The organism is Mucilaginibacter oryzae (assembly GCF_003148845.1).
Taxonomy (GTDB): Bacteria; Bacteroidota; Bacteroidia; order Sphingobacteriales; family Sphingobacteriaceae; genus Mucilaginibacter; species Mucilaginibacter oryzae.
The window spans coordinates 225,369-241,890 of sequence record NZ_QGHA01000002.1 but is presented as its reverse complement, the minus strand read 5'-3'; the positions used below and the strand labels follow the sequence as shown (position 1 = coordinate 241,890).

The 16,522-nt window shown below is 45.4% G+C and carries 10 protein-coding genes; 2 read left to right on the top strand and 8 right to left on the bottom strand.

Annotated features, from left to right (window positions below):
• Positions 1–157: 157 nt before the first annotated feature.
• Positions 158–2,098, top strand: a complete 1,941-nt coding sequence (locus tag LX99_RS06475; RefSeq protein WP_109607127.1) for a sialate O-acetylesterase — start codon at positions 158–160, stop codon at positions 2,096–2,098.
• Positions 2,099–2,269: 171 nt separating this feature from the next.
• On the opposite strand, the gene LX99_RS06470 is transcribed toward LX99_RS06475, so the two are convergent.
• The 4 genes from LX99_RS06470 to LX99_RS06455 all read right to left on the bottom strand — a co-directional run bounded on the left by LX99_RS06470 (position 2,270) and on the right by LX99_RS06455 (position 10,328).
• On the bottom strand, positions 2,270–3,382 hold the full coding sequence (locus LX99_RS06470; protein WP_109607126.1) for a glycoside hydrolase family 43 protein: 1,113 nt from the start codon (positions 3,380–3,382) through the stop codon (positions 2,270–2,272).
• 24 nt (positions 3,383–3,406) lie between these two features.
• On the bottom strand, positions 3,407–5,587 hold the full coding sequence (locus LX99_RS06465; RefSeq protein WP_109607583.1) for an alpha-glucuronidase family glycosyl hydrolase: 2,181 nt from the start codon (positions 5,585–5,587) through the stop codon (positions 3,407–3,409).
• Positions 5,588–5,856: 269 nt separating this feature from the next.
• Entirely contained in the window at positions 5,857–8,037 is a 2,181-nt protein-coding gene (locus tag LX99_RS06460; protein ID WP_109607125.1) for a GH92 family glycosyl hydrolase, read from the bottom strand.
• A 149-nt stretch (positions 8,038–8,186) separates the two neighbouring features.
• A complete protein-coding gene (locus LX99_RS06455) occupies positions 8,187–10,328 on the bottom strand; it encodes a glycoside hydrolase family 31 protein (RefSeq protein ID WP_109607124.1) in 2,142 nt (713 codons plus the stop codon).
• On the opposite strand from LX99_RS06455, the gene LX99_RS25590 reads away from it, so the two are divergent.
• Complete coding sequence (locus LX99_RS25590) at positions 10,306–10,599, top strand: hypothetical protein (protein WP_170122649.1); 294 nt, start codon at positions 10,306–10,308, stop codon at positions 10,597–10,599. The two genes, LX99_RS06455 and LX99_RS25590, sit on opposite strands and share 23 nt — an antisense overlap.
• Here LX99_RS25590 and LX99_RS06450 read toward each other — a convergent pair.
• From LX99_RS06450 to LX99_RS06435, 4 genes are all read right to left on the bottom strand, one after another.
• Entirely contained in the window at positions 10,596–11,609 is a 1,014-nt protein-coding gene (locus tag LX99_RS06450; RefSeq protein WP_109607123.1) for a zinc-binding alcohol dehydrogenase family protein, read from the bottom strand. The genes LX99_RS25590 and LX99_RS06450 overlap by 4 nt on opposite strands.
• 215 nt (positions 11,610–11,824) lie before the next feature.
• Positions 11,825–13,321 (bottom strand): tagaturonate reductase, encoded by a 1,497-nt coding sequence (locus tag LX99_RS06445; protein ID WP_109607122.1) that lies wholly within the window; start codon positions 13,319–13,321, stop codon positions 11,825–11,827.
• Between the two features lie 154 nt (positions 13,322–13,475).
• Complete coding sequence (locus LX99_RS06440; protein WP_022831489.1) at positions 13,476–14,207, bottom strand: AAA family ATPase; 732 nt, start codon at positions 14,205–14,207, stop codon at positions 13,476–13,478.
• 124 nt (positions 14,208–14,331) lie between these two features.
• A complete protein-coding gene (locus LX99_RS06435; RefSeq protein WP_245927862.1) occupies positions 14,332–16,464 on the bottom strand; it encodes a CRTAC1 family protein in 2,133 nt (710 codons plus the stop codon).
• Positions 16,465–16,522 lie beyond the last annotated feature (58 nt).

Genomic DNA, 16,522 nt, shown 5'->3' with positions numbered 1-16,522 from the left:
GAAAAGATTATCGTCCATAATTTATTAAGCAAATACCTGCCGTACGGAAAATATTTTATCTTTAAACGTTTTTTCAGTGTAATAACTTGCTGATGTATTAAATACAGGGCTGGTTACCTTTCCACCAATATTTTTACCTGTAACAATGACTCTAAATATGATATTTAAGCGATCATTCGCCCTGTTTACAGCCATCCTGATCAGTATTGCAGCACATGCCGAAGTGAGCCTGCCCGTAATCATTAGCGATGGCATGGTGCTGCAGCGTAATCAAAAAATAAAAATATGGGGATGGGCTTCCCCTGCGGAGCATGTAAAAGTTCAGTTTAGGAACAGGAAATTTGAAACCATCGCATCGGTTGACGGCAAGTGGCTGGTCACGCTTCCGGCAATCGGCGCGGGTGGCCCATATAGCATGACTATAGATGGCTCCAATCATATTGAATTAAAAGATATACTTGTTGGCGATGTGTGGCTGTGTTCGGGCCAGTCAAATATGGTGCACCAGATGGAGCTGCATAAAATACGTTACGCAAAAGAACTTGCCTCTGCCAACAATCCATCCATCAGGCAATTCGCCGTAACCAATAAAGCCAACATGCAAAATACACAGGCTGATATTCCGGGAGGTAGCTGGAAAAAGGCCGATTCAGCTAATATCGGCGGGTTTTCTGCAGTAGCCTATTTTTTTGCCAATAAACTTTATGAGAGGTATCATGTACCTATAGGCCTGATCAACTCGAGCTGGGGAGGAACGCCTATCGAGGCCTGGATGAGCGAAGAAAGCCTGAAGAATTTCCCCGATATTGATCGTATCGTTAAAAGAAACAGGGACACTGCTTTTCTAAACAGTTTGCAAAAAAAGCTCTCGGCAAATAAAGACGTGCCCCGGCAGGAAGACAGGGGGCTTACGGAAAAGTGGTTTAGCACGGAATACGCGCCCAAAGGATGGCGCAGAATTGCAGTTCCGGGTTATTGGGAAGACCAGGGAATTAATAACCTCGACGGAGTAGTGTGGTACCGCCGGGAAATCAATGTACCTGAAAATATGCTTAAAGAGCCAGCCAAAATATTTTTAGGCAGGATAGTGAATGCAGATGTGGTGTACATCAACGGAAAACAGATAGGCGCTACTACTTATATGTACCCGCAACGGCGGTATAATATCCCTCCAAATGTACTTAAACCTGGTAAAAACCTGGTTGTGGTGCAAGTTACCAACTATGCCGGCAAGGGCGGTTTTGTACTTGACAAACCTTATCAGCTTATTTCGGGCCTTGACACTATCGATTTGACGGGGTATTGGCAATATAAAGTTGGTTTTGTTAGCAAGCCGCAAAATCAACCGGCCGATGTGGGTTTAACTGTTCAAAATCAACCGACGGCCCTGTTTAATTCAATGATCAAGCCTATATCCAACTACAGTATAAAAGGCTTCGTATGGTACCAGGGCGAGGCAAATACGGGCAGACCGGCCCAATACGCTAAGCTTCAGCCGGCAATGATTGCCGACTGGCGGTTAAAATGGCAAATGCCGGATGCCCCTTTCCTGTTTGTGCAGCTTCCCGGTTATATGGATATGAATTACCTGCCTTCTGAAAGCCAGTGGGCTGCTTTTCGTGAAGCACAGGCAAATTCCCTGTCGTTACCGAATACAGCGATGGCTGTAGCGATTGATTTGGGTGAGTGGAACGATATACACCCGGACGCCAAAAAGGACGTAGGCGACCGCCTGGCGATAGCCGCCGAAAAGCTTGCCTATGGCGACAAAAAAATTGTGGCCTCCGGCCCGGTTTTTCAATCAGCAACCATTAACGGCAACCAAATTATTGTAAGCTTTGATGCTACAGGCTCAGGCCTTACTACCAAAGATGGTGAGCCACCGCAGGAATTTGCCGTAGCCGGAGCCGACAAAGTTTTCGCCTGGGCTAAGGCCGTAATCAGCGGCAATAAGATAATATTAAATAGTGCAGAAGTACCCCATCCGCTATATGTTCGTTACGCATGGGCGGATAACCCGGTCAACCCCAATTTAATCAATAATGAGGGGCTTCCGGCAATGCCGTTCAGAACAGATAAACCGGAAGTAGCCCGTTAAAAAAGTTACTGTATCCAACGACGGCCGTTCTAACACAGGCTCTACATGCTTTTTTAAGACCTTTTCCTAATATATAAAGCCAATTGAAGACGCTTTCAATTGGCTTTATGCATTTGTTTGATAAGCAGGGTATTTACCCAGGTTCTATCAACTGTTTTTTTAATACATGATCTATAAAAATGGATCGATCAGTTTAATTGATCCGTCCGCATTATGCTCAAGGGTTGTTACTTTTACGTTACGCAGATGCGTTTTGCCGGATAACTGGGTATCATGATAAAAAATATACCACTTGCCTTTAATCTCGATGATGGAATGGTGTGTTGTCCAACCCTGTACCGGTTTCATAAACACGCCTTTATAAGTGAACGGGCCAAGCGGGCTATCGCCTACAGCATAGCAAAGCAAATGCGTATCGCCGGTTGAATAGGTAAGGTAATATTTGCCATTATACTTGTGCATCCACGAGCCTTCAAAGAAGCGGCGTTCATGATCTTTGGTCAATAAGGGTTTGCCAAGGCTATCCACAATTACAGCATCTTTAACAGCGCCCTCAAACGTTTTCATATCTGGTTTAAGCAGGGCTACCTTACAGCTTATTGCCGGGGCGTTTTCCTGTTTCGAGTCGGTTTTTGAGCCGTTGGCATCATATTTCCCGCTGATCCAGCGCTGAAGCTGTCCGCCCCAGATACCGCCGAAATACATGTATGTTTTGCCATCGGTATCGGTAAATACAGCCGGATCGATGCTATAGCTTCCGGGTATAGGTTCAGGTTCGGCTTTAAACGGCCCTGTCGGGCTGGCGGAGGTTGCCACGCCAATGTGAAATACATCTTTTTTATCTTTTACCGGGAAGTACAGGTAGTAAGTACCATTTTTATAAGCCGCATCCGGCGCCCAAAGCTGGCGACCGGCCCAGGGAATATCTTTTATATCAAGCGCTACACCATTATCGGTAACTTTACCGCCTATACTGTCCATCGACAAGATATGGTAATCCCTCATAGCAAAGTGATCGCCATTATCATTCTCAGGGATCCCGGCATTAATATCGTGCGATGGATAGATGTAAATTTTACCATTGAACACGTGCGCCGATGGATCGGCCGTATAAATGGAGCTGATAAGCGGCTGTGAAAGATATTTTGTCTTTTTGCCGGTATCAACCTTCGCGCTATCTGTAGTTTTTGCTGATTTTGAATCTGGCGAGTTACATGCGCCCAAAAGGCATAATGGGGCAAAAAGCGAGATAACTAATTTGGGTGCTGAGAGGTGCTTGCTCATTGACGTTGGGTTTATGGTGATTTTTTAATTGGTCATGTAATTATTGCCACCTATGCCGGGCACATAGTAAAACTTCATGTTTTTGTAATATGCTAAATCATGTTCAGGTTTAGGGTACCCTGGCCCGATGGGCATTTTTGAAAAGGTTTGAAAATACAAAACACAGGCATCCCTCCAGGTGGTGGCTTCTTTAAGCTGAAGCGCCATTAATTGTTTTACTTCGGCAAAACGTTCGGGGTCTGTTTTACCGCGAAGTTTATCCCAGGCTCCTCCCATTTGTTTAACCGATTCAACCCCGGCGTAATAATGCCAAACCACATCATCCCATAAGGTCCTGCCCGATCGCATTTTATACGTCCAGCTTAAGTGATGAAACCAAAGCAGGTATTCGTCAGGACAGCTTTTCAAATTTCCCCAATTTGCTTCAACCTCCGGTGCGTATTGTGCTAAGGCATCGCTCCCCTTATTAGTCCGGTCAAAACCAACCCCTACCGAATCGGCCCTGTGGTAATAAGTGGCGTTCCAATCGGGCCGCCCGGCGTTGTCTACCCATGGGCCCGGACCGTAGTGGGTTGACTGGCCCATAATGTGGTGCAAGCCTAATGGCGCCATGTAGTTCACCGTATTTTCGCGGGATTGCAGCATGATCTTTTTTACCGGCGATAGAAAGCTTTCGTCATTGTTAAAAGTCATCCTGAGCCAGTCGGCAGCAATGTTTGCCGGTGATTGATCCGGGTTCCAGGCCAGGCGGCCGAAGGCATACCAATTGGCTTGTGCAAACGGATGGCCGCACCAGTTTAAATCAGAACCTATATTGGCAACACCTGTCATCCCGGTTATCAGTTTCCTGTTAAAATCGCCTTTAATGATCCTTGATACGGTTGTACCTTTGCCATACCTGTAAGTATCAGCCTGCAGGCATTCGGCAAACAGCGGCGCTTCATAAACCAGGTGTGTAGAAAAGCCGAGGTATTCCTGCGTTAACTGGAACTCCATCATCAGCGGGGTATTGGGCATAGCGCCGAACAAAGGATGAAAAGGCTCGCGGGGTTGAAAATCAATAGGCCCGTTCTTAACCTGGATAATTACGTTATCCTCAAACTTTCCATCCAAAGGCTTAAACTCGTTATAGGCCTGTTTAAACCGGTCGTCCGGAACTTTGTTATCATACACAAAAGCGCGCCACATCACTATACCGTGATGAGGCCCCAAAGCATCGGCCAGCATATTGGCGCCATCGGCATGGCTACGGCCATAACGCTGCGGACCGGGCTGCCCCTCCGAATTGGCTTTCACCAAAAAACCACCAAAATCCGGGATGTAGCGGTAAATTTCATCGGCTTTATCCGCCCACCATTTTTTCACTTCAGGATCAAGCGGGTCGGCAGTTTTTAACCCGCCGAGCTCTATCGGGCTACTGAATTTAACCGAGAGATAGATCCGGATCCCATACGTTCTGAAAACATCGGCCAATGCCTTTATCTTTAACAAATATTCATGCGATAGTATCAGCGCGTCGGCATTTACGTTATTAACAACCGAACCATTAATACCTACCGAAGCGTTGGCCCTGGCATAATCAATATACCGTTGATCGATGATGTCAGGCAGTTTATGCCAGTTCCAGATGGATGATCCGGCATAACCACGTTCAACCGTGCGGTTCAGGTTATCCCAGTGATCTAAAACCCGGTACATTAAACGCGGGCGATCCGCAATGTTGAGCTCATTAATTGATCGATGGGTTTGAATGAGTTTCAGGAAGTTAAAAACACCATAAAGAACACCAACATCTGTATTGCCGACTATAAGGATACATTGATTTTTATTAATGAGCGTTTTTTTGATAAGGTACCCCTCCTTGCCTATGCTATCAGGAACAGTTATAGCCAAAGCCTTTAACGATTGCGGTGTACCCACTACAACCGTTTGCCCGCCCTTGATATCTTTAACCTCCGCCGGTTTCAGGTCAAGCATCGCGTTAAGCCCCGTTAACAGTTCGGCCCTGGCGGCATTAAGCTGAACGGATGCGGCCGGGAATATCAAATATCGCAGTTGTTGCCTGTAAGTATCTGTCAGTTGCCGGCCGGTCACTTTGCTGTAACCGAGCCATAATTTATAGCCGTTATCCGCCTGAGCTTTATTCGTCATCATTAACAAAATCAGCAGGCACAGGTATGAATATTTGAGTAGATATTTAGGCATAACATTTTCCATAAACAATCCATTTACCTGTATAACTTAAGCCGAAGGGCTTATTTCCGGCTATAAGATAAATAAATCCATCAGCGAAACTATCCACAAGATTTGCAAGCATCTATAACATTTCGTCAAATTCATACCAATAATGTTAAATTTGATCAACGCGCTTTCGTTATTTTAAATTTACAGGTTAATATGGTAAAATCACCATAACAACAAAACCGCAGGTACTGTATACTTGCGGTTTTGTTGTTAGCCTCCCTGCTATCAGTTTATTTGGTGGCTATACTTATCACGCCGCCGTTTTTAAATACATCATGCGATACAAAGTAGCCCTTATTTACTTTTCCGTTTACTTTTATAGTTGTAACACCCCTGCCCTTACCCGGCTTCCTGATGAGTAAGGTTTTACCGTCGGCGGTTGTCCACTTTACCTCGTCAAACAAGGGCGCGGTAACAATATACTTAGGATCGGTGGCCGAAAAGGGATACAGTCCCAAAGCGCTGAAAACATACCACGACGACATTTCACCGGCATCGTCCATGCCGCTTAGCTCCAGCCCTTCATTACCGATACCATACAGGTTATTCAAAATATAGTCGATTATTTTTTGAGATTTTTCGGGTTTATTGATAAAGATGTAGGCAAATGGCGCTTCATGATCGGGCTGGTTCCCCTGGCAATACTGGCCAATCATGGTTTCCACATTCCGGGCTATGTAATGGGGATTCCAGGGCAGTGAAAACAACGAATCGAGCTTAGATTCAAATCCTTTTGGCCCTCCGTATAGTTTAATTAATCCGGGCATATCATGCGGCGCGAAGAAAGATACCTGCCAGGCGTTTGCTTCTCGGTACATGTATTCGTAATAAGGATGCTGTGGATCGAAGTTTTTAATCCATTCACCATTTTCCAGTCGCCCCCGCATAAAGCGGGTAGACGGATCGAACATGTTTTTGTAGTTTTTTGAGCGGGCCATTAAAATCCGGTAATTGGCCGTATCGCCCAGTTTTTTTGCTATTTGCGCTACCGAATAATCATCATATGCGTATTCAAGCGTTTTTGAAACCCCGGCTTTAGCCTTGGTTTCTACCTCCGGTTTGGGTATATCAGGATCAGAAATATACCCTTTCTTAATATATTCAGCTATATAAGGGCGGGCGCCGCCTTCCACATTGGCATTGCGCAACAGTATTTGATAAGTTCCGCGAACATCAAACTGATCGATACCGCGCAGATAGGCACCGGCTATAGACGAAGCGCCGTGATCTCCGTGAAAAAAAGTGGGAATGAACCCGGTTTTGTCGCCTACGTCCTTAAGGGATTTGATCACATCAAGCGTAACGTCAGGGCTAATTAGCCCCAGCAAAACATCCTTGTTGCGGTAGGTATCCCATAAAGAAGGTTCGGTATAATACCTGAAGTTGCTTTTAACCACATTTCTTTTAGCATCGGTAAATTCACCATTTACATCGCTGCGCAACGCGGGCCATAAAAATGAGCGGTAAAGGCAAGAGTAAAACATGCGCTTCTGCTTTTCGGTGCCACCCTTAACCTGTATGTTGGATAATAGTTTCTCCCATGTTTTCGTAGCCTCATCGCGGATGGTGTTAAAGCTTTTATCTCCTATTTCTTTTTCGAGGTTTTCCTTCGCGTTCTTTTCACTTACAAACGAAAGGCCTATCTTAATTTCAACCGGGGTAGTGTCATCATCAGCGAGGTACAACATCGCGTAGCCGCTTTGCTTTCCTTCGTCAGTTCTCTCGAGCTTACTGATTTTGGCGTTGATAACAGCATAAAAATAAACATTCTCTCCGCCCTGGAAGCCTTGCACCGCATTGGTACCGGCCTGCTCTATACGCCAGGTTGAAACCCTGCTGTTGGCCTTGCCGAGATCAAAAAGTATTTGCCTGTTGGTATTATTTTTAAACCGGTATTGATGGTAACCGCAGCGTAAGGTTGATGTAAGGCTAACGTTTACCTTATAATCATCAAGGTAAACCTGGTAAAACCCGGGTGCCGAGCTTTCATTTTGATGCGAAAACTTTGAACCGAATTTACCTCCCTGCGGATTTTGCGCCGTTAGCCGGCGCGGATTGGAAACCGGCAGGATAGGGATGTTACAAAGGTTCCAATGCCCTTTATTGGTATGTGTAAAACCGTAAATAACCGAATCTTCGTACTGATAACCAGCACCGGAGCCGTAAGCCGTCATCGGGCTTAACTGCACCATCGCGTTGGGCAGCGAACTTCCGGGGAAGGTGAGCCCTGCCCACGATCGCCAGCCTTTTGGCAACTCGTACCCCAATATTTTAGGATCATTAAGCGGCGCGGTGCCAATAAAGGTGTTTACATACCGGGTGTATACCGGTCGGTTTTGCGCGCAGGCAAAACCCGTTTTAAATAAAATAAATAAAGTTAAACTGATCAGGATTTTAATTGGCTTATTCATAGATAGGTTTAATAGCGCTGTAATGATATGCTAAATTGATTTAGGATAAGTGCAAATTATATTTCAGGTTGTTTTTAATTGATATTGAAAAAACGAATAACGGTAATACCGCCTATCAGCTAAAGCTGGTTCGGAACTATAATGCCGGATTATTTAATAACTTCCCAGTTTTTGATCACATACCTGCTGTTTTTAAAATTGCCTGTACGCTTAACAATACCCTTATTTTTATTCCATGCCAGGCTTAAATAGTTATAAGCTCCGTTTTCATAGTTAAAGGTTATGCCGTCATCCTCAAACAAAGCGGCTTTGGCTGCCTGTCCGTAAACAAAACAGGTAATTTCAAATTTGGTGTCGGGGCTTACATATTCTACGGGTTTGGCCAGCGGCAAAATGGTGCCCTCCTTAATAAAAATCGGTAACTGGTTCAGATCCGGCCTGATGGTATAATATTTACCGCCCTCGTATTTCTGCCTGGTGTTGTAATCATACCAGTTGCCTTCGGGCAGATAAACCTTACGCTCATCCATTTTTTCGGTTAACGGCGCCGCCAGGATGGATTCGCCTATCATGTACTCGTCAGACAAGTTGAAAGTATTTTTATCCTGCGGATAATCCATCACCAAAGCCCTGAAAGGCGGGATGCCTTTAAAATGATAATCGGCAAAGGCATTGTATAGGTAAGGGATCAAGCTCATCCTGAAGTTTAGCAGCTTGCGGATGTCGGCTTCAACCTGTTTGGCATCGCCCATCAATTCTCCTTTGTTGTTTTTTTCTATGTTGATCTGTAACCAGGGCGGGTTTTGCAAATACCATGAATTATATAGTGTTTGGGCAGATAACACCGCCGTTTGGCTGCGGCGCATAAAATCCTTAATGGTATTGGATTCCCGTACCTCGGGCGACCAGATCATGCCGGCAAACCCCGAATTCAGGATCATGCGGATGTATTCCTCATGCAAATACGTATCGCTGTACAAGGCCGCGGGGTACGATGAGGCAAACGCGTTAGAAGCCCGCACGTCAAGATAGGTGCGCTGATTAAGCTTTTTGTAAATACCATATATCGTTTTTTGGTATAACAAACCAAAAAGCTGGTGCATTTGCTCGCCATCAATGCCGGATGGAAACTGACTGAGTTCGGGAAAACTCCAGGTTGCATTGCCCATTGCGAGGTTCGAGTTATCGCACTCATCCATTTTAAAGCCGGAAATACCTTTTTTTACGAATGTTTGCCGGTGATAATCGGCAAAAATATTAGCGGCGGCCGTATCGGCAAAATCGGGTACCAACCCGTTCCATACCAGGTAGTTACCGGCCTTGTTTCTCAATGGCTGATAAAGGGGTGATTTAGGTGAAACGAAGGCATGTTCCCACAAATTGATATGAAAGCCTTTATTTTTCATCGAATCCACAAACAATTCAGGGGAAGGGAAAAAGCTTTTATTCCATACATATGAGCATGAATATGAAGCTGTTTGCCAACGCGGTTCCAAGCCTAAAACATCGCAGGGGATATGATTATCACGAAAATAAGCAGCCATTTTATCTACCTGGTACTGGTTAAAATCAGCCTTAACCCTGTACTTTACGCCAAGCCCCCAAATGGCAGGCAATGCTCCCCCGCCCGAAAACAGATTATAGCGCTGCATGGCTGTTTTAATATCCGGGCCTTCAAACACAAAAACCTCAATACCCTTTGCCCCCGGAATATCAACGGTTACTGAGCCTGATATTTTACCGTCGTTTTTATACAATTCCTCTACCGAGTTACCGCCATTGGTTGCCTTTGTCTCACCGGCGCTTTGATCAAGCTTTGCTGTATTGCCGCAGTAAAACGTTGTGTACCGGGCGGTGTTAATTAAAACACCATAACCCTTATTGGATACGTAGAAAGTTGTTGGCCCGTGTGTATAACCCAGATCGTTTAGCGGGTTATCATTTACAATGGGGCGCTTTTTTAAGCCGCGCTGGTTAAATGAGCCAATCTGCATACCGAAACCGTATAATTGCTCGGTATCATCCAGCGGAATTTGAACCACTGTGCCCCTGCCGTTCACACTAATTTTTATCTCGCCGATGCTAAAAGGCAGTTTAGCAGCCGGCAGTTGGGTTAAAGCACCGGTAAGCGGTAACGCGCCGCAAAAGCTGTAAGGCGTAAACTGATCAATGGTTCCGGAGGTTATTTTTTGAACTCCCGGCGCAACCTGTATGGTTTGACCGGTGGCAAATAAAAAAAATAATTGAAGAATGATGAACAGCGAACTGTTGAAAATAAAACGTTTTACCATAATAATTACAGGCTATAACAGGTTTTCCATAGTTAAGGGAGAGCACCGCAATATAGGCTATAATTACCAATTTGAAAAGACAATCGATTTTAAAAAATATGACAACTTACCTCACCAAAATCATCCCCAAAGGACTTTAAGAAACAAACCCCGCACCTCTCCAAAAGAGCAGTACGGGGTGAAGCCTTTTAAAACAGGTAGTGCTAAACCTTTTTTAAGAAGCCATTTCCCTAATCAATTTGATCTGTTTTATCAACCAACTCCGGTTTAAACCTCTACTATAGCCTTTATTACGCCGTTAGCGGGGTTAAGCCAGCTTTCAAAATTATCTTTCACTTCATCAAATTTTACCCGGTGGGTAATGTAGGTTTGCGGATTGACCAACCCACTTTTCATAGAGCTGATCACGTGTTCAAAATCTTCGCGGGTGGCGTTACGGCTGCTCATCAGCGTACTTTCACGTTTATGAAACTCAGGGTGGCTTACGATCAGTTCATCCCGCTGCAAACCTACCAACACATACCTGCCGCCATGTGCCAGGTACAAAAACGCGCTGTTAATAGCTTTTTGGTTGCCGGTAGCATCAATAATTACTGTAGGCATATCACCGTTAGTGATCTCTTTCAGCCTTTCGGTTACATCCTCACTTTTTACGTTGATCGTATAATCAACTTTTAGGTTATCGCTGCAAAAGGCAAGCCGCTGTTCGTTCACATCTGCCGCTATTACCTTTGCACCGGCTATGCGGGCAAACTCCATAATGCCGAGCCCGATGGGCCCCGCCCCTATTACCAGTACAAACTCTCCGGGTTTTACGTCGGCGCGCCGTATACCGTGCGCACCTATTGCCAGAGGTTCAACCAATGCCAGTTCATCAAAACTCAAACCCTCGCCATGCACCAGTAAATTGGCAGGCACCTGCAGGTATTCGGCCATACCGCCATCGGTATGCACACCGCAAACCCGGATATTCACACAGCAATTAGGCTTCCCCGAACGGCAGGCAATGCAGTGCCCGCAATTAAAATACGGAATAAAAGTTACCGCTTCGCCTTCGGTAAAACCTTCGGCACCGCCGGCATCAATCAATTCGGCCGCCAGCTCATGCCCTAACACCCGCGGATAGCTAAAAAAAGGTTGTGTACCTTCAAAAGCGTGCAAATCGGTACCACAAATGCCTATACGTTTTATTTTCAGCAACGCGTTACCGGGATTTAGCGTTGGCATATCGGCTGTGCCGTATGCCAATGTTCCGGGCGTTGTACAAGTTAATATTTTCATCGACTCAAATTTATAAGGAAATCCCGCTTTTCTGCAGAACAAAATTATCCTTCAAATGCATTAAAGCGTATGTTTTCTTATCGCTGCAGGTTATTTAAAACATCATTTAAAATAGATTCGCCCGTATGCCCTATGGTTTTATTTTGGTTTAAAAAATGCGGATATACCATGTAACAACCCTGGTGAACTTTCAATTTTGGTAAGTGTATATACAATTACCCGGTAATTAAATCAGGTTTACCCTGTTTAATAATCAACCCGAACTGTTCAATCACAGCTTCAGCAAAACCATTAAGCGCGGTTAAATCAGCATCCCATAGCTCTTTATTTTTAAGGATGGTGTTAATAGCGGTTGCCGGGTCGGCGCCTGCCCAAATCTTACTGAAATAGGGTGCCTGATCGTCGGTTACAATATACGTATCACCACCATCCAGCTTGCCAACGTATTTGCCATCGTCGGTTTGGGTAACCTGCATAAAGCGCATAAACGCGGCAAAACCAAGCACCATAGACGGCGGCGCTTCATTATTATTTTTATAATAGTTGAGCAACAGCGGAATCACCCGCATTTTAACCTTAGTTACATACTGCAGCGAAATGCTGAGCCACTCGTGCCTGATATTCGGATTGCGGAACCTGTCCAGCACCTTGCCCGCAAAATCGGCAGCCACGGTTTCATCAATTTTGTAGGGGATAGAAGGCAATATCTCTTTGAATACCAGTTTTGTTATAAACCGGGTAAAATCGCGGTCATCCAATGCTTCCTTAACCGTTTTAAAACCACTGAGATAAGCAACCGCGCAACTCAATGTATGCGTACCGTTAAGCAAACGCAGTTTTAACTCCCTGAACAATCCGATGTCGGGCGTAATCACCACCCCCTTATCGGCCTGTGCAAAAGTTAACACTCCGGCTATGTTTTCATTACCCTCAATGGCCCAAAGGCTGTAAGTTTCGCACATGATGCTGAGATTATCTGTATAGCCGCGTGTTGTTTCCATCGCATTACTTAAAGCGCTGTCGGGCCTGCCGGGTACAATTCTATCAACCAGCGAACTGCAGAAACTGTTGCTATCGTTCAGCCAATCTATAAAAGCCTGTTCCAACTGATTAAGACGAGCCAGTTCGGTTACAATGGCTTCCAGCTTTTTGCCGTTATCAATAATCAGTTCTGTGGGAATGACAACCAACCCGGCGTCCTCACTTCCGTTAAAAGCGAGGTAGCGCTCATATAAAATGGCCAGCAGCTTGGCGGGGAACGACGAGGGCGGGCCATTGCGTACATCTTCCTGTACCAGTTGGATACCAACCTCGGTAGTGTTGGATATAATTATCTGCAGGTTTTCGCTCCGGGCTATATCCAATATCTTGTCCCACTCACCGGTAGCTGACAGTACCCGGCTGATAGCCGAACAAATTACCTGCTCGCTTACTTCCTTACCGTTTTCAACACCCTTCGCGTAAATAGTGTATAATCCATCCTGCGTATCGAAATCGGCGGCCGACCCTTTATCTGTGGATTTAATTACCGCCACCCTGCCATTAAAAATACCCTGGCGGTTGGCTTTATCAATAAAATAATCGGTCAAACCGCGCAGCAGTACTCCTGTACCAAACTGTAATACTTTTTCGGGCAGGTCGAATACATTTACCGGCGGCAGTTCTGCAGCCGGTACATTAATTTTATCGAGGTTGTATCGTGATAATATCATGTTTTGATGATAATTTGCTTATGATAAGCAAGAATAAAGGCGGGGGTCTATAAATAAAAACTTTAAGGCAATAAAAAACACGCAAACGTTCCCAGAAAAGTTTAGACGAATTTGAACCGGAATAGTTTTGAGGGAAATTTAGCGTACGCAAATCTTACCCATCCATCAAATGCCGGAGGTATAGTTCCGGATTATTGAGGAATGATTTGGTAAGATGATAATGCTCCGTATCCTGATAATTGGTTTCACGGATCCCGCTTTCATCAAACTGGTAAATGGCCGCCCCCGGATAACAGATGAGCATTGGCGAATGGGTTGCTATAATAAACTGCGCACGCCCACTGCGATCTAACTGGTGAATTACCGACATAAAGGCAAGCACCCTTGCAGGCGATAACGCAGCCTCGGGCTCATCAAGTATGTAAATGCCTGCCTCAAATTGGTTTTGAAACAGTGCCAGAAACGATTCGCCGTGCGATTGCTCATGAAGCGACCGGCCACCATAAGCGTTATAAATGCGACGGTTATCGATAGCCAGTTCATCAATGTACGAGGCGAAATTGAAAAAGCTTTCGGCCCTCATAAAAAAGCCTTCGGTAACCCGGCGGGGTGTCCAACCCAACTGGATTACCCGCGCCAACGGCGATTCATAGCCTTCAAACAGGTGCCCGGTGTTTAAATTATGGTTACGGTTACCGCCCCTCAGGCTAAATCCGCACTGCTCGGCTATACCTTCCAACAGGGTTGATTTTCCCGATCCGTTTTCGCCCACAAAAAAAGTGACATTGGTTTGCAACCTAAGTTGCAGCCCGTTTTTAAGGCTTTGGATGTTTTGCAGGTAACCACCCGATAAAGCAGGTAATGAGATATGAGATAAAAACGGCATAGGCGGGCAATAGATTTAAGCAAAATTACGCTTAGGGATGATAAAACTATTGGCTGAAGTTAATTTATAAATTTTGAAAACCTGCTATGTAAACAGTAAGCATTCAGCTATCCTCCTGCAATTTTCACCTTGTCATAGCCATCGTCATACCGGCCGTTTTATGGTAGTTAAGTTTTTTTAACCTGACCGGGGTGATCGTCGCGCTTCCTTCTGTAATATGGTAAAACCCGTTCACCTTCAAATTATGAAACCGCTGAACAGTATGGCTACCGGCCCAGGTTATCTCAAGTTCTTCAACAACGGCGGCATCCCCTACTCCTATTTCGGCCTGCATGGGCGATGAGCCAAAACTGCCGCCGGAGTTGATATCACGGTAAACACTTCTTGTTATGCCATTGTCATTAAATGTTATTTTCAATTTACTGCCTATAGCTGCTTTATTGCATTTCAAGCCTTCTGCTTTTATACTGATCCAGTTATGATTATTCTGACCGGGGTTAACATACAGCAGGCTGGCATAAGCGTCACCGGCATAAGCGCCGCCCATTTCAATAAATATATCCTGCAAACCGCAATTCCTGAAATCGGCAAACGCTACCCCATGGCCTTTTTGCAGGTTGCCTGTCTGCGAAACTCCCGTAACATCCTCAAACCGTTTGCCTCCCGCGTTCCGGAACATTTTATTGGGTATAAGCGACCCGAAATCAGGGTTACCTGTGCCAAAATACAGGTCGGGAAAGCCGTCATTATCAATATCGCCAAAGTTGGCGCCCATGCTAAACACCACCTTATCAAGTCCCGTTTGCTTGGAAACATTGATAAAAGTGCCGTTGTGGTTGTTTTTATATAAATAGATAGTTCCGGCGTCAGGTACCGGCTTTCCAAGCGCCTCGGCAGCCGAATAGTAGCCAAGCGGGGCTTCAAATTTATAATCCGCGATAAGCAGATCCTGCCAGCCGTCGTTGTCGTAATCAAAAAACCAGGTAGTAAAGGTACTGTTGGTATTTGCCAGTAACCCCGATTGTTTGGTAACATCATCAAAGTCGGGCACATTCCTGCTGTTGCCTTTATTTCTTAAAAGATATTTGTGGCCATCCATGGTGGAAATAAAGATATCCGGCCACCCATCACGATCAAAATCTGCCGATGTAACGCCCTTTACGTACGACATCACATCGCAATGGGCCTTACGGGCAACCTCGGTAAACGTGCCGTTATGGTTATTGAGGTAGAGCATACTCCGGTGAACGTTAACACTATCACCATTGTTAAAACCCTCGGCCCCTACAAAAACATCAAGCCACCCGTCGTTATTAAAATCGACCCATACAGCCGCCTGGGTAGGATGATAAAAAAGCAGCCCGGCAGGTATAGTCACATCTGTAAATGTACCATCGCCATTGTTTCGTAACAGCGAGGGCGGCTGGTTGCCGAAACCGTTCTTTTTCCAGGCGCCGCGCAGCACAAAAATATCCATCCGGCCATCGTTGTTATAATCTGTTTGCTGGATATTCAGTCCACCTGTAAATCTGAGCAAACCGCTTGTCTCACTTTTATCAACAAAAGCTCCGTTCTGATCGTTTTGAAAATAATGCATCCGGTCATCAAGCTCGGTTCCCGAGGTGATAAGATCTATATATCCGTCGTTATTAAAATCCTCGGCAATAGCGCCGCCTGCCCTGCTGCTTAGCTTGATACCCACGTCGGCAGCCATATCGGTAAACGGTTTTATTGTTGCCGGACCGGTTTTGTTGAGGCCGGGGATTAAAAACGGCGCGGGTACGCTGTCGGGATATTTACCCAGTGTCATATAAGCGATATTGAGCATCCACCTCGATTCCAGGTCGGCAGGGTGCTTTTTCAAAATTCGCTCATAAACGGCAATCGCATTCTGCGACCCTGTTTGATTGACGTGAATAGCATTATCCCTTATCGGATAAGTGCATGACATCCTGTTGTGGTTCATTACACAATTAGTCCGTTCGCCCAAACGCATATAGGCAAGGCCCATATCCGGCTCAAACAAATCCCCTTTTGAGCTATCAGCGCCGGTTGCCATTTTCTGGTAGATGGCGACCGCCTGTTTCTCGTCGCCGGTTTGTAATAGCAGCTTAGCCTTGGCATTTAAAATATAAAAGTCGTTTTCGCGGCCCGGCAACTTTAACAGGCTATCGCACTGTGCCAGCCTGGCTTCGGGGCAAAACGGGTTGCGGCTATCGTAGTCTTTCCGGTTCAGGTTCGCTATGATCCGGATCATCTTCAAATCTGATGATTCCCGGCATGATGAAACCACGGAGGCGGATAGCAAAAGGAGC